The sequence below is a fragment of the Nonomuraea sp. NPDC023979 genome, from assembly GCF_040639085.1.
Classification (GTDB): domain Bacteria; phylum Actinomycetota; class Actinomycetes; order Streptosporangiales; family Streptosporangiaceae; genus Nonomuraea; species Nonomuraea ceibae.
This window is the reverse complement of sequence record NZ_JBEZZG010000016.1, coordinates 90261-109151: the sequence shown is the minus strand read 5'-3', so window position 1 is coordinate 109151 and position 18891 is coordinate 90261. Positions and strand designations below refer to the sequence as shown.

The window sequence follows — 18891 nt, the reverse complement described above, 5'->3', positions numbered from 1 at the left end:
AGACGCCCGAAGGCGTAGTCCTTAGACATCGAACTCCTCCGGCATGGCGTCGTGTACGCGACCGTCGAGCAGCCGGCCGGACCTGCGGCTGCCCCACCGGCGGATCGGCTCGTACGGCGGGGCCAGGTGCCGCCGCTCCAGTGACCACGGCTTGTGCCCGATTTCGTGCAGGTGGTACTTCCGTTCACCGTTATGCATGTACTCGTTGCCGGTGTGCACGTGGGTCGCCCCCTCGGCCTCGGCGCGCTTCTTGGCCTCGGCCAGCTCGGCCTCGCTGCCCTGCCAGCCCACCTCGGGGTCGCACACCCGGACCACGAACGGCGCCGGCCCCCACTCTCCCCAGCCGGTGAAGTGGAACGGGACACCCATGTCTTCGGCGTCGTCGCGCAGCTTGCGCAGCCAGTCGGGATGGATCGGCCGGGCGTTCTTGCCGCGCTCCCCGGCGGCTACGATCCAGTCGACGCCGTTGAGTGCGTGACCGGCGCCGCCGCAGCCGCCGCACTCGGCGTCCATGTCGTAACCGTGCAGGTGACTGTAGCCGGATGCGCCGCCCTCGCCGTCACACCACCGGCAGCGGATGGCGGTCAGATCGATCGGCCCGGTCAGCGGGTCAGCCCGCAGGAACCGGACGTGCGCACGCACGCCCATGAGGTCCGGCAGCCGCTCGGCGGCCTGCTCCTGGTCGCTGGCGTTCACGCCGACCCACAGGTTCGCCAGCGGCCACCGCCACGGGCCGGGACTCGCCCCTTGAGCCCGCAGGATACGGCTCACCTCCTGCTCGAACTCGGGCGCGGCCAGCACCCGCATCATCCGGTCGGAGTGGTCGGTAACCACCTGGTAGACGTGCTGCGGGGTGATGGCCATCGCCGCCCAAGCCGCCGCGATGTCGCCCGTGTCGACGGCGGGCTGGAACAGCTCGGCCACGGTCACCATGCGCAGCCTGTTCCAGCGCGTCACCGACGCCCCCAGCAGGCGCCGGTCGTCGTACTCCAGAGGGTTCCAGTGTTCCGCCCGCAGCGCGGTCATCGTGCTGCTCATGAACTCTTCCGGAACGTCTCGGCGAGGCGCGACCACGCACTGCCCGTCGTGGTCAACGGCTCCGGCTGCGGCTCAGGCGTCGGCGGGGATGCGGGTACGGGCGGGATCCCCGTGCAGGTGCCGGCGTGCACGTTCGCCTGCCCGTGGGTCATGTGGTCCTCGTGGCCGCCACACGCGGTGCAGTTGACCGCGCCGTAACGGCGGTCGGACGAGTCGACGTTGCGGCGCCAGGTGACGACGCCGCCGTACTTGGTGCCGAACAGGACCTGGTTTCGGGTTGAAAGCATGGCTTCCGGTCTGCCTCTCATGGGTTGACGGTGGTGATGTAGACGGGCTCGTGGTCGACGCACTTCGGGCCGCTCGCGAAGGGTCGGGTAGGGGTCTTGCCGCACGGGCCGGACCCGTAGTTGCATGGCTTGGCCGCGATGAGCGCACGTTGCCGCTCTCGCAACTCCTCGGCGGCGCTCTCGGCGGCCGGCGTGAGCGTTACCGCGGGGTCGCCCCGATAGGTGCCGCCGGTGCGGCCGGGGCACTCGCAGCCAGGCACGGCACAGCCACCGGCGGCGTTGTACCAGGCGCGCCGATCACCGGGGGTGGAGCTGCGTGTGTGGCCGCCGTTCTGGTGTCCGCACCGGCCGCACTGCTCGGCGAGCTCTTGGAGTGAGATGCGCACGATCGTGTCCTTCATGGTCATGGGCGAGCGCCCGGTTGCCCCGGTGCTCGCCCATGGGCGGCTACTTGCAGCTTCGCCAGGTGATGATGTTGACGATGCGCTCGGCGTCGTCCTCGTCGTCGGCGTACGCGTACGGGAAGGCGCTGCGCTGCACCGCCTGCGCCGCGCTGGTGAGCGGCCGCGTCTTCCAGCCACGCACCTTCTCCAGCCGGTCGTAGAACTTCCCGGCGGCCACGCGGGCGTTGGTAGCGGTCGCCCGCGTTCCCCACCCGCTGACGGGCCGCTGCTGGAAGATCCCGAACGCGGTACCGTTGTCGCCGACGGCTCCGGTGCGCAGCCGGGACTCCTGCAGCGTGGTGGCAATCCCGATCACGGCTGCACGGCGGGGGAGCCCACGCCCGGCGGCCACCTCGATCACCGCGCGGGCGTTCGCGGCCTGGTGGGAGTCGAGGCCGAGCTTGCCTGACGGCCTGCTGTCGGGCGCGTAGTCACACATGGAGACGACCTGGCCGGCCGAGCCGCCCGCGTTCGGCGGCGCGCACCCCTTCGCAGCTGGGGCCACGACCATGGCCAGGCCGGCCGCGTACGCCACGTACTTGACGCCGGCGTTCATGCTGCGGACTCCGTGGCCGGGCCGGACAGCAGCGCGTCCAGTTCGTTGCGGAGGTTCTGCTGGAACATGTCCAGCACGGCCTCGTCGGTGGCGGGCTTGTCGTCGGGGTCGATCCGGTCAACGACGAGCAGCCGCAGGTTGGCGTCGTCAAGGTCATCAACGGCCGCACACAGGTCCTCGAAGGAGTCGAGGACCCAGGCGAGCCAGCGGGCGGTGCGCTCGTCGGGGATGCCGGAGCGGGCATGCTCACCGAGGATGGTGCCGGTGTGGGGGAGGGTCGCCAGCGCCAGCGCGAGCACCTCGCTGGGACGGACGTCGCCGGCGAGGTTGGCGCGGGCGGCCAGCTCGATCCACATCCGGCGGTAGAGGAGGAGGCCGTCAGCCGCCATGCGGTCGGCTGGGTTCTCAGAGGAAGGGGCAGGCGTGTACGCCAGGACGGACATGGGGGAATCTCCTGTCTGCCCGGGTTCGCAGCCGGGCTATCCATCGAACGTAACGGTGCTTACGTATACCGTCAAGGGGCATCTGCGGAACAGGTCAGCCACAGCTGCGGACCAGGTACGGTGCGAGACAAGCACGGCCACCGTGCCATTTCATGCTGGCGAGGCAGGCCGACGCACCACTCGGCGGTCATAGCGTCCGCGCTGGCTAACTTCACCGGCTCGGCCTGCCTCGCGTGGAGCTAGCGGGCTGCTCCCGCCGTCCCGGTCGCTGAACAGCAACCAATCGGTCAGTGGCGGTAGCGGTCTACTCCTCGGCCAGGCCCGAACGGGTGCCGCGGGGAGCGCCGCGTGAGCGGCGTCCTCGGCGCTCCAGGCGGTGCGCACCTGGGCCAGCAGCGCGCCGTTGCGGTCAAACCCCGCCTCCGCCAGCCCCGCCATCTCACGGCGCAAGGCGCGGCCGACACGGTCGTAGATGGCACTAGCCTCATCACAAGCTTGACGGGTACTGGCGATCCGGGCCGGATCGCCAGCGCCTGTTGCGGCGGCCAGCTCGGATTCCGCCTGCTCGTACTGCTCGTGTAGCATCTGGTGCTCGTCGACGAGGTCGGCTACCCGGGCGCGGGAGACGATGCTCTCTCGGCTTGGTTGATGGTCACGATCTCGTTCACCGCTTGATGCGCAGCGTCAGCCCGGTCGAGGAGCGCGTCAACGTCGGGTTGCCCGGTCCGGCGCCGTTCTGGATCCGGCATCGCTGACTTGCTCCCAATGATCCATTGAGTTCGCCCCAGCCCAGCATCCCGCATCTGGCGGCATCCTTCGCTGAACCTCGCGCTTTTCTGCCACTGGACAATTCGGCTTATCCACTGAGCTGCCGCCGTGGTCCGCTACCGCTTATGGCCGATTGGTTGCCGCTCCGAAGTCATCGCGCAGAAGTATGAACAGGTCATCGCCGCTCAGACGGCGGGCGGCCTCTGGTGGTCGGGGGAGTCCGGCACGTCGGCGTACGGGACGGCCAGCTTGTACGCCGGGTGGCTGTCGTCGAGGTCGCCGAGCAGCGCCTCCAGCGATCCGAGCTCTGCGGCGGCCTGACCGAGCGCGTACGACACCAGGTCGCCACCATCGGCGCTTCCCTGGTGCCCCATTGTGGTCAGCAGCTTAGAGAGCTCGCGCGCGAGGTCCTCCCGGCGCGGCGGCCGGCCGCCGGTGCCGGCGAGTTCCTGAACGCAGGCGGCTTCCCACGAGCCGGGGCGGCCGGCGGTGAGCTGCCACGGCTTGGGCATCTTGGAGGCGACGGCGTGCAGGCAGTAGCCGACCAGGTTGGCGACGTCCTCGTCGTCGCGCCGGGCGGCCACGATCACCCCGGCCATGCCATCAGCCAGCCGACGCAGCGCGGTCTGCTGCTGGCGCAGGTGTGTGACCCGTGCCAGGTCGATGCTTAGCTCGCGCACATGCGCCTCGGACAACTGCACCTCGAATGCCTCGCCATCGGGATCGCGCAGCACCAGCATGTACGACCCGTTGGGCGGGCCGTCGAGGATGGTGCGGCACCAGCGCTCCAGCTCGTACTCGAAGCGGGCGCCCAGCCCGTGCGGGGGAAGTCTCGTCATGAAATCAGTGTGGCGTGCCGCTTGCGGATCTGCTGCACGAGCTTCTCCGTGAGCCCGTACGGGATGACCTTCACCTACTACTCACCCCAGGCGCGCACCACGCTCACCGCAGCGGCTCGCCGTACGTGGCGACGCCACTCCGCAGCCGCTGACGCAGGTCGGCGATGACGTCCTCGTGCACGATCGGCCCCGCCCCGGGCAAGGGCTGCTTGTGGGGGCGGGGCCGATCCATCATGAATGCTCAATGGGTCAGACGGATGTGCTTGGCTCGGTCTGCAGGGGGATCACCGTGCGCGTCTTGGTGACGACCGTGTTGATCTCCAGGCTCAGCGCGATTCCGTGGGCCTGGGCAGCCATCGCCGCGCTGCTGCGCAGCAGCGCGGCGAAATCCGCTGCGATCTGCTCGACGTCCTCTTCACTGAGGTGGTCGGAGCGCACGGTGACGTGGGCGGTGATGGCGCAGGGGGCGGGCGTGGGCTCGGAGTGTGCCTGGCGCGACCACCTAGTGTCGCGGGCTGACCGGCTCATCGGCTGCTCGGCTGGGCATACAGGTACGCCTGGGTGTCGTGCTCGGCGTCGGCAAGGCGGGCCAGGCGGGGGAAGCGGCGCCGCAGCTCTGCCTTGATGTCGGTGATGCACTGGCTCGGAGCGGCCCCGAGCATGTGGCCGCTGCCGGGGATGAAGCCGCCGCGCGTCATCGGGGCCGGGTCCTGGCCGCAGTGCGGGCAGGAGGCGGGAACAGGCGGCAGGGGATTGTCGAGGTGGGTACGTCGCCACTCCACCGTCTCCTGATCGTCGCTGGCGTACAACTCGACCCGGATCTGACCGCCGTCGGCGATGCCAATAATGGTCTGCTTGCAGCCGGTGCACCGGTCCCAGTAGCCGAGCCGGATCTCACCCACGACGGCAGCGCTGCGGCTGGCCCAGGTGATGGTGGGGGGAGGAGCGGTATCCATGGCACGGACATAGGCGGGGCTGGTGCCGGGCACGGTGCGCACCGCCGTGGCGGTCCACCGGTCGCTCCCGTAGTACGGCTGCGACTTGTAGCCGACGTAGACGACGCCCTCGCCGCCGGTCTTGAGCAGCCGGACCGCCTCCTGCCATGCGGGCCGGTCGAGCGACTGGCGGTCGTTGCGCATCGAGGTCAGAGCGCAGTACTGGTTGTCCCGGCATCCCCAGGGCAGGACGGTCAGGTCGCCCGGCACCACGGCAATCAGCCAGTCCCCCGGGAGCATCGCCCGATACTCACGGACGCCGACGTCGGGATGGTGAACGCGCAGAACCGACCCAGGGGGCAGCAGCGCCGCGACAACCTCGGTGCCGGTCGGGTGCGCCTCGAATATGGCCATGCATCTCTCCTGTCGGGCCCTGGGGGTCGCATCCCAGGTGGTGAGTGATGGGAGGAGTGTAGGGGCGTGAACGTCAGATGATGTGTCCGGCGCGCAGTCGCCGCTTCAGCTGGACGGCCTCGTCGTAGGAGATGTTCCGGTCGCTCATCAGCCAGCGCAGCGTGGAACGGCAGCGACCGCAGGTGGTGCGGCCGGTGTCGGCGGTGGTGCTCAGATCGCTGCCTTTAGACATGCACACGGGTGGCGTGCCGTAGTGGATGGTCTCGCTCACGGCGCTTTGGTCCTCCTGCCGGTGTGGGGGCCGCGTCCCAACACACCTAGCGTAAGCACACCTACATTCGAGCGCAAGGGCCGGACACTTCCGTATCGGTCACTGGCGGCGCCCCGCGAGCCCAGCGCCTACCGTGCGGTTCCCCCGCAGCGTGTGTTGCACTCGACCAACCTGCTGGCCAGCTGTCCGGGCGATCGCAGGCTAACAACCGAGCACCCTTAAGCGCTCGGCCTGCGTCCCTGGCGAAGCGCAGGCGCGGATACAGAACAGAAAGACCCTTCTGTCCTGTATCCGCCTTAACGTACGGATTCGGTGCGGTGGCACAGCGCTCCGCCACCGCCCCCCGCCGGGAGGAATGCCGTACCGTGGAAACGCAGCAAGACGCGACCCTTGCCCACACGACAGAACAGGAGCGGGCATGCGCAAACCCAACGTCGCCACCGGCGGGCTCACCCCCATCCAGGCCGGCCAGATCCTCCCGGCCGACCCCGACGCCAAGCCGACGGTCCTTGAGACGGAGACCGAGGAACAGGACCGCAACACCGGCCCCGTCACCGTCCAGAACATCAGGAGCGGCAACGCCTACGTCGGCCTCCAGGCCGACACCATCCAGGGGGAGATCCGCATCCCATGAGGACCTACACGCACCCCGACGTGCTCGCCGCCGCCCAGCGCGGAGAGAGCTGGGCCGACCCCATCACCGACCCAACCCAGATCGACTGGAAGCCGCGCCAGGCCGCCGCCGCCATCCCCTTTGAGGTGGTCGACGGCCGCCCCCTCAACCCGGCAGCGCCGACCGGCATCAGATATGGCCGCAACGAGCTCGGCCACTGGGGAGAGCAGTTGTGCGGCGACGCGGCCGTCACCGTCACCGACGAGAACGGCAAGCTCTGGCTGGCCGTGATCGAGCGGGGCGACGGCCACGGCTGGGCCCTTCCCGGCGGCACAGCAGAACCCGGCGAGAGCGGGGAGGACACGGCGATCCGCGAGTTCGCCGAGGAGACAACGGCCCGGGTGCCGAGCGACGCTCCGCGCACGGTGTGGCCCGCCCGGGTCGTGCCGGATCCACGCGCGAGCGACGAGGCGTGGATGACCACCGTGCTCGTCCACGTCTATCTGGGCACCATGCGCCGCGCCGACTTCCCGAGTCTGGAGGGCGCCGACGACGCTCGCCGCGCCCAGTGGGTCCTGGCCGACAACTACTCGGTCTTGACCTCCTACCTGGCCGACGCGTACCACGGCAAGGTGTTCCCAGCCCACGAGGGCGTGCTGGCCGAGCTCCTCGGATAGGAAGAACAGGCATGCACATTGACTACCTGGGCATGCTGCCGGCCTCCCCCGTGTGCGAGCACAACGGGGCAGATTGGGTGGCCACGCCGGCCGAGGACCTCTCGGCCATACCCGACAACACCCGGACGGTCGAGGTGTCCGAGGGGACGCCCCACGCACGGTCCATCGCCGTCACGGTGACGTGCAAAAGCTGCCCCGCCAGAGCGGAGAAGACCTTCTACTACGTGCGGACCAGCGACAGCTGACACAAAGAGACGACCGGGGCACCTTAGGCCGGGGCGCCCCGGCCGTGGATCGCGCCGCGCTCCACCACACCTGACACCACAACCATGAGAGACAGAAACCAGCGCCATGACCACGCACAACAGCCAGACAGACAAGAAGGCAGAGTGGAATGAGGGCATCGCCGAGTTCGCGGCGAACCTCAAAGACCTCTACGCCAAGTGGCCCCCCGATCACCGGTTCCACGAACTCATCCCCGGCGTGATCATTCCTGTCATCCTGTTGGAAGCTGCCAAGCCTCCAACCGACGACGAGATCCGCCAGGTCATCATCGCTGCCTACGCCAAGGCCGACATGCCTGACCACCGGCACGTCGCGACGGTCTGCGAAGCGACGATCGACTTCAAGGATCTCGTCGAGTACTGAACATCTCGTCTCATCGCCCTCTACCGGATCGACCTGGTTTGGGTGCCACCAGAGATGGCCGCTCCAAGTCTCCTGGGCGCGGCCATCTTTCGTTTGCGTCGCCCACCGCAGCGGGCGCTCGAGGGACTACGGAATCTTCTCGCGGAAAGCGATGAGGCCATGTCTACTGGCAAGCGAAGCCAAGGAGTAAGAAGAGGTCGATCATGAAGGGTGCTCTGAGCCACGAAATGCTTCCGGCCCGTCGCATCGGTGGCATTTATGCCGACCGGCCCGCATGCCTCTATGTCCTGCATCATGTCCAACTGGGCGCGGTCAAGGTAGGGATCGCAGGCGCGGGGTCGTCACGAATAGAAACCTTCCAGCGATCCGGATGGAGGCTCGTAGGGGCGCTACCTATCTCGTCCGGCGGCCAAGCCTGGGAGCTTGAGCAAGCGGTTCTCCGACATCTAAGGAGACGGCTTCGTCTGGTGCCCTTCCTTGCACGTGCTCAGGTGCCAAGCGGCCGGACGGAGACGTTCGATGCTGACCAGATGTCGCCCATGCGCCTTTGGAAGCTCGTGCAAGAAGCACCAACGTGGCTCGAAGACAAGGCCGCGAGGGAAGCTGAACGGCGTCAGCTCGCTCTGGCCGCGCTGGACGAGCTGGTTGACGTCGCCGCGGGCGAGGCGCATGCGGCACCGCCACCAGCCGTAGGGGAGGACCTGACTCGCGGGCAGATGTTCGCGCTGTTTGGTCGCGCGGGGGTGACGTGGTGGCGTGCTGGCGTAACTGCTCGCTTCGCCAACGGCGACGTACGACTCCGCAACGGCCCCATCATGCTCGGTGCCATCGCTGTGGACCCGGCCTCCTCGACCGTCACGGGGCCGTTCCGGGTGTTTCTGTGGCGGAACCCGCTCGGCGATGCGTACGTAGAGATCCCGCTTGCCCGCGGAGTGCTCCCCGTCGACCCGATCCAGGAACGTCGTCGCCGTCTTCCTGCTCGCGGGCCACGGGCTGTGCATTAGCTGGCCTGGCCCACATCCCGGCCATTCTCGATGGGATTCGGAATTGACACAGGATTGGTTTCCGGCAAGTCAACCAAGCGGCCCAGAGTTGTAGCAGCCGCGATGACACCGGGGATCCACACGACGGCCAAAGCTGCACCGGCCTGTGCTGGCAGAGGCTCTAGCCGATTCCGGCCTGGTTGGTTACCACGGCTCCAAGCACCTCGATGAAGAGGTCTTTCCCCGCCGTGCCGAGGAAGGCCGCCGTCTGCCTCAGCTTCCCCTTCTTCTCCGGGTCCGGCTCGGCCTCGGCCGCCGCCTGCAGCCGGGCGATGAGGTCCTCGGCCATCTGCTCGGGTGAAGGCCACTGCCCGGCCGCACGCCGGCCCGCCGGATAGATCTTCTCAACCATCGCGTGGGGAAGGCCGCCGCCAGTGAGGCTGGTCTTGATGTACTCGCCGTTCAGCCTCAGCAGGGCCTTGCCGACCTCCTCAGCGTCCAGGCCGAGCTGCTCGGCGAGGTCGTACGCCTGCGGGAGGTATTGGTAGTTGCGTTCCTCGATGTACCTGATCGCGGCGGCCAGGACCGGCCGGTCGTAGCGGTCCCAGGTCGACTCGACAGTCGGCTCCATAGCCGGGACTCTATGAGATGCCCGGGTATCGTGGGCGGTAACGCGAGACGCGAACCTCGCACCGGCAACAGGAGACCCCTTGCAAACTGTCCAGCCCGTGGAACAGCAGCTCCTCGACATCGAGCGTTCCGCCCTCCAGGCCGAGCACGCACGACTCCGCCAGGCGGACCACCTGCTCAGCCAAGTGGATGCCGGCCTGGCCCGCATGCAGGCCATCCTCGACGAGATGGGCGGCCGGTGAGCCACTCCAGCTACATCGAGGAGCTCATCAAGGGCGGGTTCGTCGTCGAGGCCATCGTCTTCCCGGACGGGATCATCATCGACCCACCCCGGCGGATCAATCCAGCAGTAGAGTCGAAACCATCGCGGGATGCGAGCCCCCGCGCCGACGAGAGGAAGAACCGCATGAAGGTCAACAACTTCGGTCCGATCGGACGCCAGGTCAACATCGGCGTGAAGCTGGAGGATGTCGTCACGTACGACGTTGAGCGGGTGGACCCCGACAGCGAGGACACGGACACGCGGGAACTGACAAAGGACTGATTCCCGGCAAGACGCTCAAGCGGCCCGGCACTGTAGCGCCGGGCCGCTTGCGTTTCGGGCCGCGCAGTAGACTCGGCTCCATCGCGGGAAGCGAACCCCGCACCGACACGAGGAGACACATGGCTCTCAACCTGACCGGCATCGTCCTCAGCAAGGGCACCCACGCGACGCGCGAACAGGGCGTCTCGGTCATGGAGGCCGCCGCCTGGCTCGCTGGCGAGCAGCACACCCACGAGCCCGAATCGGTCTGCCCGGTCCTGGTCTGGTATTGCCTGCGGCTCAACGACGCGCTGCCCGACGACAAGCGGCAGCGGCTCATCCCCCTCCTGCCGCGCCTGATCCGTACCGCAGGCGACCGCAAGAAACTGGCCCGCCAGTACCTCGCCGTGGACTGGCTGATCCGCGTCCACACCCCTGCCTGGCTGGACGCGGTCAACCTCAAGAAGGAGGCGAAGGCGCTCCGGGAGCTGCGGCAGATCGTCAACCCGGGCACCCTCCAGGCCGCCATGCCCGCCGCAAAGGCGGCCCAGGACGCGGCCTGGGCCAACGGGCAGGCCAACAGGAACCTCTCCAACCGCGCCGTCGAGCAGGCCGCTAGGGAGGTGGAGGAACAGACGATGGTGAACGCCGTCTGGAACGCCGCGTTCCGGACCAATGACGACGTCGACCGGATGCCCCCTATGGGTCTCCCGGACGGGGACACCCGCGCCTCGTCTGAGGCCGCGTCCAAGGCCCGGTCTGCGGGCTGGGCGGCAATCCTGATCGCCATGAACGGCCCCGCCATGCGGCCGACGGTCAACCGGCTGCAGGACGCGGGCGTCGACCTGTACCAGAGGATGATCAGCCTGTAGCAAGACGCGCAAACGGCCCGGTGCTACAACACCGGGCCGTTTGCGTTGCATCCCTGCCCAGAGACACCCAATAGTCACAAAGATGCCCAGAGTGGACGGCGGGCGGCAAGGGGAACAGACGGGTCCGAACGACGCTGAACGGACGTGAACGCCGCCCGGTCATCCGATGAGAGGATCATCCTTGGAATCGGGCAAAACACCCCCGAATCTAACTTCACGGAAGGCCACTTCCCGGAAGCTATCGGCGCTATGATGGTGCCTCACCCCCTCGCGGGACGCGAACCTCGCAGACGGAACGGAGCACTATGAACACACACGACCAGGACGAGACCGTCACAACATTCCTCTACAACGACACCTGGTACGACATCGACCATCTCGGCATCTGCAGCCCCAACCAGGCCGGAACCTACGCGCTTTACTGCAATGACATCCAGATCGCCGAATTCGACCACGAACCGTACCCCGAGGACGCAGACCTCACCTTCGACACCAACCTGGTCGCGGCAGCCGTCCGCGCACTGAACGAGGCGTAACCGTGAGCAAGCCGACACGGGCCCTCACTCCCGATATCGGGGACACGTTCACCCGCGACGGTCGCAGCTACCGAGTGACCGGATGGCTCAAGCGGTCGGAGCGCACCGGCGCGCTCGCGCGCAGGCTCGGCCCCGACAGTTGCCCGCTGCAGTTCTGTGCACGCGATGAGGCTCAGTACGTATCGGGCTACGGCATCTGCGGCGTGATCGTCCGCGTAGGCGACGTCGTCGTCACCGGCCGCGTGCCCTGGACAGAGGACGCCCTGGCATCCGACCGCGCGCTGGCCGCCCGGCTGGCCGGCCAGCGCGTGTACTGAGGAGTCACCCACTGATGGACCACGCATATTCCGAGCCGTTCGGGCCACTGTACGAGCGGCCCGCGAATCCCGTCTGCCCGAACTGTGACTGCTGCACGGCGGTGCTCTGCGAGCAGGGCCGCACCAGCGTATGGGGATGTCTCATCGCCCATGACACCGATCCCGAGCTAAGGAAGCGCCTCGGTGAGTGCCCTTGCTCCAACGGGCCCGCCAGCTTCAACGGCGAATGGCAGCCACTAGCCAGCGCCTATAGCCGAGGAGAGATCACCGAGGACGTCTACAAGGAGCGGACCGATGCGCTGCTCGCCAAGTACAAGCGCGAGACACAAACCTCGATGACAGCGGGAGACGGCTCATGAAGTTCGTGCACAGATTCTTGGCGCGCCGGCACCGCCCAGCTGCAGAGGCCGGCAACCGTGACGAGGCGTTCAATCTTGCCCTGGAGCTGGAGAAGGCTGGTCAGCCCGAGCAAGCAGAAGCGTGGTATCGCCGTGCGGCCGAGGCGGGCGATTCCGACGCGGCAAACAACCTCGCGCTGCTCTTGGAGGGCACGGGGCGCCGCGACCAGGCCCTGCCCTTCTATATCCAGGCAGCCGCAGCTGGGGACGGCGAAGCGGCGTGGAACGCGGGCGTCCTCTGCGAAGAGCAGGGAGACGAGGCATCCGCGCTGGGGTGGTACCGAACAGCGGCCAGGCTCGGAGACAAGGACGCGCAACGTGAACTTGCGCGCCGAAGCGAGCGTGGGTCATGAGCCGTTCGGCGGAGGCTCTGCTGGAGAAGTACGGCACCGCGATAGACCTGGAATTCGTACGTGCAGCGTCGACCGGCAAGGTACACATCCTCCCCCCAGTCGACCCCGGACGAGAACGCAAGGAGGTCGCCCCTCTCCCCTGGGCTGACCTTGGGGAGGTTTTCGCGTCGCGGCACCGCATGCTCTGCGGTACGCGCCTACACCTGGAGCAGAGAGGTGGACGCTCCACCCGCGTGGAAGGAGGACGTCGTGATCACTCGAAATGGGGCGCTGACCGCGCCCATCGTCGCGCTCGACAAGCACCTGCGTGACGGGCGCCACCTGGTGCTCACGCTCGTCTCCCGGGGCCGCCAGGAGCTCTGGGGGTTCTGGATGCAGGCGACCCTGAGCGGCGAGGTCGTCGCTGACCGGTTCGAGTCGCCCGTACGGCGCAACGCCTCCCCCGTCGCCGGCCTCCCACACACCATCGACGTCCCGATCGAGCGCGGGTTCAAACCCGTCGGGCTGACGAACGCCGAGGCCGACCAGCTCGACGCCGCCACCCGCGAATGGCGGCAGCGGCCAATCCGGCTCGCTCGGGAAGCCGCGCCGGACGCTCGAACGTGGAAGGTACGGGACCTGCCCGCCGCCGCGCCGCTCGGCACCATCATGCTGCTCGGCGGCGGGCCCGTCGTGGTGCTCAACCACGCCTACCGCGATATCGAGGTCGACGGGCTCAGCTACGGCCTGAGCGACGAGAGCGGGACGCTCGTCACCGTCACCGTGCGCGGCCTCACCAACGAGGAGCTGCAGGAGTGGCGGCAGCTGCGAGAGCAGCAGGCGAACGTCGGCGCCGCCTACAGCGCGCTGTTCCCCCCACGCGGCGAGGCCGCCGGCCTGTTCGGCTGGCCCCGGCACGGGGAACCGATGCCCGCCGACGCCGCCACCTGCGAGCGGTCCGAGGTGCCGGCCAACGGGCGGACCGTGCACGTCATGGGCACGCCGTGGGCGCTCACGCTCGGGGACGGGGTCCTCTACTGCCAGGCCATCACCGGAGAGGCGTACGCGGGCACGATCCGGCATCCGGCCACGCCCGACCGGCTGGCCGTGTTCGAGACGCTCTACCAGGAGACCGGCGGGGCGGGCTTCCTGCACACCGTCGTCTGACCTCACCGGCGCGCACCTATATATAGGTGCGCGCCACAACCCTGCAGCGGGAGAGACCATGCAAGACAATGACGGGCGGGCACGACTCGCCTCCCTGATCGAAGCACTGCGGGATCGGTCGTGAGCCGCCGCATGAAGACGAGAAACGCCGGGGAACTGCCGGAGCCTGCGACTCCCGTCACCGAAGCTCGTGACGCGCTGCTACGTCGACACCCCGATCTCCCCCGGACTGATCCCACCGATACCGATGCTGTTGAGCGGCGCGCCATCTCCGCGATCGCAACGTCTGACAGCGTGGAGGCATGGCGGGACGTGGCGATCCGCTGGGAGGACCCTGCCGCCGAGGAGGACATCACCGACGCGCTCCTGCTGTGCGGCGCCTATCGCAAGCGGCTGGACGCGGACGAGCGGCTGCTCATCGACATGACCCGCCGCCGGGGCATTTCCTGGGCCGAGATCGCGCTACGGCTGGGACTACGGGACGGGAGGGCTGCCGAGGAGCGGCACCACCAGCTCATCGCCGAGCGCGTCGGCGAGTTTCGGATGAGGCTGCTCGATCCCGAGCGAACGGAATCGGCGCCGTGACAGCCGAACTAGCGCCCGTGGTTGTCGAGCGGCTGCCCGCCGTTCCGGCCGCCCCCGTACGGAACCCGTATGACGTCTACCTGGAGTCGCTGACGAGCGACGAGTCCCGGCGGACGATGCGCGGCTGCCTCAACCAGATCGCCCGCCTGGCCGCCGAGGTCGACGATCGGGCGTGGGCGGCGATGCCCGCTCGGGAGCGGCGCGCGTTCGGTGCGCATCTGCGCTGGGAGGACCTCACGTACGCGCACACGAGCCGGATCCGGGCCACGCTGATCGAGCGGGGCTGGTCAGCCGCGCACGTGAACAAGCACCTGGCCGCGCTGCGGCGGGTGCTGAAGGAGGCGTGGCGGCTCGGACTGATGGACGCGGAAGCGTACGCGCGGGCCGTCGACCTGGAGCCGGTGAAGGGGACGCGGGTGCCGGCGGGTACGGACGTCCCTGGCGAGAGCATCGCGGCCGTGCTGGCCGTGTGCGACGCCGACGCCGACAGCGGAGACGACATCGTGGCGGCCATCGGCGCCCGGGACGGCGCCATCCTGGCCGTCATGTACTCCACCGGCTGCCGACGCGCCGAGGTCGTCGCCTTCACACTGGCCGACTACAACCCGGGCGACAGGTCGCTGCGCGTGCACGGCAAGGGCAACAAGGAGCGGTACGTCTACCTCATTCCGGACGCGGTCGCGCGCGTCGAGCGGTGGCTGGCCGTGCGCGGCCGCGCGCCCGGCGCCCTGTTCCCCGGCATGCGGCGCGGCAGTCACCTCCGCACGGACCGCGCCGGCCACCCCGCCCACATGACGCCCCGGGCGCTGGGTGGCATCCTCGACACGCGGTTCACGGCCGCGCGGACTGCCCGCCGGACACCGCACGACTTCCGCCGCACGTACGTGGGCGAGCTCCTCGACGCCGGGGCGGACCTGGCCACGGTGCAGGCGCTGGCAGGGCATGCCTCCCCCGCTACCACCTCCCGCTACGACCGGCGGCCCGAGCGGCGCCGGCGAGAGGCAACGGACAAGCTCCGGCTCCCGGCAGCCAGGGCTAACCGAATCGAGGCGCAGTCATGAGCGGGCGACGTACCGTCGATGGCCTCAAGCAGACGGCGACGCTGTCGCGGCTGCTGGAGGCGCTGTTGAAGGACCTGCCCGACATGAACTTGTGGGAGCTGAGTCGCTCTGTCGGCGCGCCAGCAGTTCGCGTCACGTCCCTGATCGACAAGCTGGAGGATCGGCGGTGGATCACCGGTGAATGGGAGACGGGCGTGCCGGAGGGTGTGGCGCGTCGGCGGTTCTACCGCTTGACGCCCATCGGGCGTACGCATGCGCTGATGCTGCTGCGCCGATATGACGATTTGCCGTGATGATTCGGGTACGTCCCTGTCACTGGGTGATCACCCAGTGACAGGGACGTGGGTTCGAGGACGGCTAATTGCCTTGGCAAGTTGGCGCACTCCAACGACCCGCGGGTGCCGTTCCACCAGTTCGGCGGCGATCAGCCGGATTGATGGCCTGTCGCGTACTTCCGCTGGTGCCTGCTGGTATGCCGTCAGTAGCTCCGCTGCGGTTTGCTCGGGTTTGCCCCACTGCCACCAGGCTCGGGCCAGGTCGGTGTGGAACCGCCCACGCCGCTCAGGCGTTCGATACATCTCCGTACGCAACCCCTTGGCGGCTTCCAGCGCCGTGCCAGCATCACCCAGAGCGTAATGAATATCGACGCGGTACAGCGCGGCGAACGGCATGGCGGTCGGCTTCATTGCCGGGACCCGGGCAGCGGCGTGCTCAGCCTCGATAATGCCTTCCAGTGCCCGTGACCGGTCTCCGGCCCAGGCATGCGTGTACGCCCTGGCACACAGGAGACGCAGGTACATGGCGGCTTGGGCCGTCGTGCGCAGTCCGGTCGCCGCCAGCTGGTCAACACCCTTGGTCATGATGGCTGTGGCAAGGTCGGGACGGCGCTGGGTACGGAGCATCATGCCCAGTGCTCGTGCCGAGGCGGCCTTGGCTACAGAATCGTCGGATCGCTCGGCATAGAGCATCGCCCGGTCCGCCGTGAGGCGGGCGGATGGCTTGTTTCCGATCTTATTGAGGGTGTCGGTGGCGAGGTTGTAGCTAGCTGAGACCAGGGCCCAGCCTGCGGGGGTGTCCACTCTCTGGGCTGTCTCCCGCGCTGAGGCGAGCAGGCCGGGCAAGCTGGCCATCAGGCTAGTCAGCTCGCTGGCATCGAACTGCCGGCGCGCTGCTCGTAGCAGCTGGGCCATTTGCGCCGGTTCGACGGGCCGTTCTGGTTGCGGCGGCACCGCTAGGGCATCGTCGAACCGTTGGAGCAGCGACAGTGGGACGCTCAGCCCGGCCGCCGTGAGCAGTGTGCGACGCCGCATCGGATCGGTCCCCTCGTCGTCATGGCTTCCCGCATGTAATGTAGCCGCGCAGTGGCGTTGCGTAACAGATTTAGGGTGCTGAGGCGATTCGGCGGGTGCCGGGGCCGTAGCCGCGCCGGGGTGAAGCTGCTGTACCGACCTTTGGTAGAGGTGACACAGCATGTGCTCGTAATCGGGGGACATCGTCACGCTGCCGTGCTCCCACCGGCAGAGCATCACGGTGTTGACCGCCGGGGCAGGCCGTCCCTCGGCCTGGTACAGGGCAACGAGTTCGTCCACCGCCCGGCGCCGGGACCAGCCGCGCGCCAGCCGCCAGGCTTCCAACGGAAGAATCTCCGGCAACTGGTGGAGAATGGCCTCGGCCACCTGCTGCGCGCCCATGCCCTGACGCTCGTATGCCAGGCGGATGTCGCGTGCTTGGCGGGCCAAGGCGGCCCGTCGTGCTCGGCTGATGGCGGCCACGGCGTGTCACTCCTCCGATGCAACCAGCGTGGGATCAGCGTAACGTCCGCCAGAGGCCTGGCACATTGCCTGCGCGGCAATACGCATGGATGCCCGGCATTGATGCGACGCGGGCAGGGCGAGACCGTAGGGCACATGGAGATCGAGCATTATCGGCTGCTACATCCTCACGCCGGCGGCGTATCTCCCGCGATTGTCCCTATCGCCACGGCAAGCTGGCGTCCAAGAAGAGGGAGAGGGAGCAGCATGAACCTGCGTGACCTTCTGATCGGATGTGACCATCAGGTCCTGCACGGCGACCCGGCCCGGGCGGACATCAGCAACGGCATCGCCTACGATTCGCGGCGCATGACCAGAGGAAGTCTCTACATCGCCATGCGCGGCACCCGGACAGACGGGCACCGCTTCGTGGCCGACGCCGTAGAGCGGGGAGCGGTTGCGGTGCTGGTCGAGCATCCGCCCACCGTGCCCCTTCCCTCGCACACCTGCGTGGTGCAGGTGGCCGACACTCGTGCGCTGGCCCCGGTGGTGGCCTCCCGCTACTTCGGCGAGCCATCGCGGGAGCTGCAGGTGGTGGCAGTCACCGGCACCAACGGCAAGACATCGGTGTCCTACATGCTGTCGAGCATGTTGCAGGCAGCCGCGCGGGCGCGCGTCGGCGTGATCGGCACCGACGGCTGCCGCATCGGCGATGAGCCGATCAGGATCGACAAGACCACCCCGACCACCCCTGAAGCGGTGGAGCTGCAGCACATCCTGCGTACCATGCGTGATCGGGGCGCGGGCACGGTGGTCATGGAGGCATCCTCGATGGCCCTGTCGCTTCACCGGGTGGACGCCACGCACATCGATGTCGGGGTGTTCACCAATCTGACCCCCGACCACCTGGACAACCACGGCACCATGGAGGCGTACAAGCAGGCCAAGCTGTTGCTGTTCCGCGGGTTGTGCCGGCAGGCTGTCGCCAACGCCGACGACCCGGTCAGCGGCGATGTCATCGCGCTGATGCCGGGCGCGGTGGCGACCTACGGCCTGGACAGCTCTGCCGATTTCCGGGCGGCTGACCTGCGGGTGGATGCGGCCGGCACCTCGTTCGTGCTGCATCACGCCGGTCGCAGCCATGCGGCGCGCGTGCCGATCCCAGGCCGATTCGCGGTCTCCAACGCACTGGCCAGTCTGGCCACCGCTCACCTGCTGGGCTACGACGTGGCCGCCCTCGTCCAGGCGCTGGGCGAACTGCCGGCGATTCCCGGCCGCTTTGAGACCTACCAGACCCCCGCCGGGGTGTCGGTGGTCGTGGACTACGCCCACAGCAGCGACTCGCTGGACAACGTGCTCACCACGATCCGCGAGTTCGCCCAGCGCCGAGTGATCACCGTCTTCGGCTGCGGTGGCGACCGCGACACCAGCAAGCGCGCCCCGATGGGAGAAATCGCCGGCACCCACTCCGACATCGTCATCGTCACCAGCGACAACCCCCGCACAGAGGACCCCGACGCGATCATTGACGAGATCATGCCCGGCGTTAAGGCCACCACCGCCGCCGTGGAACGCATCACCGACCGGCGCCAGGCCATCGCTCGGGCGCTGGAGCTCGCAGAGTCCGGCGACATCGTCCTGGTCGCTGGCAAGGGCGCCGAGCCGTACCAGATCATCGGCGAGCGCAAGCTCCCCTACGACGACATGACCACCGTGCGCGAATTGGCCGTGCCTACCGAGTAACCGGGCGCACGTTCGACCGGCGCCCCCTGCCTGAGCGGCGCCGGTCCGCCCCTCTCTGTCC

29 protein-coding genes are annotated in these 18891 nt (G+C 68.4%); 17 read left to right on the top strand and 12 right to left on the bottom strand.

The window, feature by feature from the left end:
* Nucleotides 1–21: 21 nt before the first annotated feature.
* From AB0G11_RS26605 to AB0G11_RS26560, 10 genes are all read right to left on the bottom strand, one after another.
* Nucleotides 22–1038 (bottom strand): DUF5131 family protein, encoded by a 1017-nt coding sequence (locus tag AB0G11_RS26605; RefSeq protein ID WP_357588980.1) that lies wholly within the window; start codon nucleotides 1036–1038, stop codon nucleotides 22–24.
* Nucleotides 1035–1325 carry a hypothetical protein gene (locus tag AB0G11_RS26600; protein WP_357588978.1) on the bottom strand — a complete coding sequence of 97 codons (291 nt, stop codon included), beginning with the start codon at nucleotides 1323–1325 and terminating at the stop codon, nucleotides 1035–1037. The genes AB0G11_RS26605 and AB0G11_RS26600 overlap by 4 nt, the downstream gene beginning before the upstream one ends.
* Before the next feature lie 17 nt (nucleotides 1326–1342).
* The gene (locus tag AB0G11_RS26595) at nucleotides 1343–1711 is read right to left on the bottom strand and encodes a hypothetical protein (RefSeq protein ID WP_357588976.1); all 369 of its coding nucleotides are present in this window, start codon (nucleotides 1709–1711) and stop codon (nucleotides 1343–1345) included.
* 61 nt (nucleotides 1712–1772) lie between these two features.
* Entirely contained in the window at nucleotides 1773–2324 is a 552-nt protein-coding gene (locus AB0G11_RS26590; RefSeq protein ID WP_357588974.1) for a hypothetical protein, read from the bottom strand.
* Nucleotides 2321–2713 (bottom strand): hypothetical protein, encoded by a 393-nt coding sequence (locus AB0G11_RS26585; protein ID WP_357588972.1) that lies wholly within the window; start codon nucleotides 2711–2713, stop codon nucleotides 2321–2323. The genes AB0G11_RS26590 and AB0G11_RS26585 overlap by 4 nt, the downstream gene beginning before the upstream one ends.
* A gap of 1007 nt (nucleotides 2714–3720) precedes the next feature.
* Complete coding sequence (locus AB0G11_RS26580) at nucleotides 3721–4374, bottom strand: hypothetical protein (RefSeq protein WP_357588970.1); 654 nt, start codon at nucleotides 4372–4374, stop codon at nucleotides 3721–3723.
* A gap of 103 nt (nucleotides 4375–4477) precedes the next feature.
* Complete coding sequence (locus AB0G11_RS26575) at nucleotides 4478–4609, bottom strand: hypothetical protein (protein ID WP_357588968.1); 132 nt, start codon at nucleotides 4607–4609, stop codon at nucleotides 4478–4480.
* A 14-nt stretch (nucleotides 4610–4623) separates the two neighbouring features.
* Nucleotides 4624–4812, bottom strand: a complete 189-nt coding sequence (locus AB0G11_RS26570) for a hypothetical protein (RefSeq protein WP_357588966.1) — start codon at nucleotides 4810–4812, stop codon at nucleotides 4624–4626.
* Nucleotides 4813–4898: 86 nt separating this feature from the next.
* Nucleotides 4899–5723, bottom strand: coding sequence for a hypothetical protein (locus tag AB0G11_RS26565; protein ID WP_357588964.1), 825 nt, complete (start codon nucleotides 5721–5723; stop codon nucleotides 4899–4901).
* 73 nt (nucleotides 5724–5796) lie between these two features.
* A complete protein-coding gene (locus AB0G11_RS26560) occupies nucleotides 5797–5994 on the bottom strand; it encodes a hypothetical protein (RefSeq protein WP_357588962.1) in 198 nt (65 codons plus the stop codon).
* Nucleotides 5995–6412: 418 nt separating this feature from the next.
* Here AB0G11_RS26560 and AB0G11_RS26555 point away from each other — a divergent pair, with 418 nt between their 5' ends.
* The 5 genes from AB0G11_RS26555 to AB0G11_RS26535 all read left to right on the top strand — a co-directional run bounded on the left by AB0G11_RS26555 (nucleotide 6413) and on the right by AB0G11_RS26535 (nucleotide 8936).
* Nucleotides 6413–6628: a hypothetical protein gene (locus AB0G11_RS26555; RefSeq protein ID WP_357588960.1), complete on the top strand. Its 216-nt coding sequence runs from the start codon at nucleotides 6413–6415 to the stop codon at nucleotides 6626–6628.
* Entirely contained in the window at nucleotides 6625–7284 is a 660-nt protein-coding gene (locus tag AB0G11_RS26550) for an NUDIX domain-containing protein (protein ID WP_357588958.1), read from the top strand. The genes AB0G11_RS26555 and AB0G11_RS26550 overlap by 4 nt, the downstream gene beginning before the upstream one ends.
* A gap of 11 nt (nucleotides 7285–7295) precedes the next feature.
* On the top strand, nucleotides 7296–7529 hold the full coding sequence (locus tag AB0G11_RS26545) for a hypothetical protein (RefSeq protein ID WP_357588956.1): 234 nt from the start codon (nucleotides 7296–7298) through the stop codon (nucleotides 7527–7529).
* Nucleotides 7530–7635: 106 nt separating this feature from the next.
* On the top strand, nucleotides 7636–7932 hold the full coding sequence (locus AB0G11_RS26540) for a hypothetical protein (RefSeq protein WP_357588954.1): 297 nt from the start codon (nucleotides 7636–7638) through the stop codon (nucleotides 7930–7932).
* A 530-nt stretch (nucleotides 7933–8462) separates the two neighbouring features.
* Entirely contained in the window at nucleotides 8463–8936 is a 474-nt protein-coding gene (locus tag AB0G11_RS26535; RefSeq protein ID WP_357588953.1) for a hypothetical protein, read from the top strand.
* A gap of 160 nt (nucleotides 8937–9096) precedes the next feature.
* On the opposite strand, the gene AB0G11_RS26530 is transcribed toward AB0G11_RS26535, so the two are convergent.
* Complete coding sequence (locus AB0G11_RS26530; RefSeq protein ID WP_357588951.1) at nucleotides 9097–9546, bottom strand: hypothetical protein; 450 nt, start codon at nucleotides 9544–9546, stop codon at nucleotides 9097–9099.
* A 97-nt stretch (nucleotides 9547–9643) separates the two neighbouring features.
* On the opposite strand from AB0G11_RS26530, the gene AB0G11_RS26525 reads away from it, so the two are divergent.
* The 11 genes from AB0G11_RS26525 (at nucleotide 9644) to AB0G11_RS26475 (ending at nucleotide 15629) form a co-directional block, all read left to right on the top strand.
* Nucleotides 9644–9787, top strand: coding sequence for a hypothetical protein (locus AB0G11_RS26525; protein ID WP_357588949.1), 144 nt, complete (start codon nucleotides 9644–9646; stop codon nucleotides 9785–9787).
* Nucleotides 9784–10089, top strand: coding sequence for a hypothetical protein (locus AB0G11_RS26520; RefSeq protein WP_357588947.1), 306 nt, complete (start codon nucleotides 9784–9786; stop codon nucleotides 10087–10089). The genes AB0G11_RS26525 and AB0G11_RS26520 overlap by 4 nt, the downstream gene beginning before the upstream one ends.
* Nucleotides 10090–10208: 119 nt before the next feature.
* Nucleotides 10209–10940: a hypothetical protein gene (locus AB0G11_RS26515; protein ID WP_357588945.1), complete on the top strand. Its 732-nt coding sequence runs from the start codon at nucleotides 10209–10211 to the stop codon at nucleotides 10938–10940.
* A gap of 305 nt (nucleotides 10941–11245) precedes the next feature.
* The gene (locus AB0G11_RS26510; RefSeq protein WP_357588943.1) at nucleotides 11246–11476 is read left to right on the top strand and encodes a hypothetical protein; all 231 of its coding nucleotides are present in this window, start codon (nucleotides 11246–11248) and stop codon (nucleotides 11474–11476) included.
* 2 nt (nucleotides 11477–11478) lie between these two features.
* The gene (locus tag AB0G11_RS26505; RefSeq protein ID WP_357588941.1) at nucleotides 11479–11793 is read left to right on the top strand and encodes a hypothetical protein; all 315 of its coding nucleotides are present in this window, start codon (nucleotides 11479–11481) and stop codon (nucleotides 11791–11793) included.
* 14 nt (nucleotides 11794–11807) lie between these two features.
* Nucleotides 11808–12152 (top strand): hypothetical protein, encoded by a 345-nt coding sequence (locus AB0G11_RS26500; RefSeq protein WP_357588939.1) that lies wholly within the window; start codon nucleotides 11808–11810, stop codon nucleotides 12150–12152.
* A complete protein-coding gene (locus AB0G11_RS26495; RefSeq protein ID WP_357588937.1) occupies nucleotides 12149–12544 on the top strand; it encodes a hypothetical protein in 396 nt (131 codons plus the stop codon). The genes AB0G11_RS26500 and AB0G11_RS26495 overlap by 4 nt, the downstream gene beginning before the upstream one ends.
* Before the next feature lie 249 nt (nucleotides 12545–12793).
* Nucleotides 12794–13690, top strand: a complete 897-nt coding sequence (locus AB0G11_RS26490) for a hypothetical protein (protein ID WP_357588935.1) — start codon at nucleotides 12794–12796, stop codon at nucleotides 13688–13690.
* 120 nt (nucleotides 13691–13810) lie between these two features.
* Entirely contained in the window at nucleotides 13811–14275 is a 465-nt protein-coding gene (locus AB0G11_RS26485) for a hypothetical protein (RefSeq protein WP_357588933.1), read from the top strand.
* Nucleotides 14272–15336, top strand: a complete 1065-nt coding sequence (locus tag AB0G11_RS26480) for a tyrosine-type recombinase/integrase (protein WP_357588931.1) — start codon at nucleotides 14272–14274, stop codon at nucleotides 15334–15336. The genes AB0G11_RS26485 and AB0G11_RS26480 overlap by 4 nt, the downstream gene beginning before the upstream one ends.
* Nucleotides 15333–15629 (top strand): hypothetical protein, encoded by a 297-nt coding sequence (locus AB0G11_RS26475; RefSeq protein WP_357588929.1) that lies wholly within the window; start codon nucleotides 15333–15335, stop codon nucleotides 15627–15629. Before AB0G11_RS26480 ends, AB0G11_RS26475 begins: the two co-directional genes overlap by 4 nt.
* A 30-nt stretch (nucleotides 15630–15659) precedes the next feature.
* On the opposite strand, the gene AB0G11_RS26470 is transcribed toward AB0G11_RS26475, so the two are convergent.
* Nucleotides 15660–17108 (bottom strand): hypothetical protein, encoded by a 1449-nt coding sequence (locus tag AB0G11_RS26470; protein WP_357588927.1) that lies wholly within the window; start codon nucleotides 17106–17108, stop codon nucleotides 15660–15662.
* Between the two features lie 246 nt (nucleotides 17109–17354).
* Here AB0G11_RS26470 and AB0G11_RS26465 point away from each other — a divergent pair, with 246 nt between their 5' ends.
* Complete coding sequence (locus AB0G11_RS26465; RefSeq protein ID WP_357588925.1) at nucleotides 17355–18830, top strand: UDP-N-acetylmuramoyl-L-alanyl-D-glutamate--2,6-diaminopimelate ligase; 1476 nt, start codon at nucleotides 17355–17357, stop codon at nucleotides 18828–18830.
* Nucleotides 18831–18891: the final 61 nt, after the last annotated feature.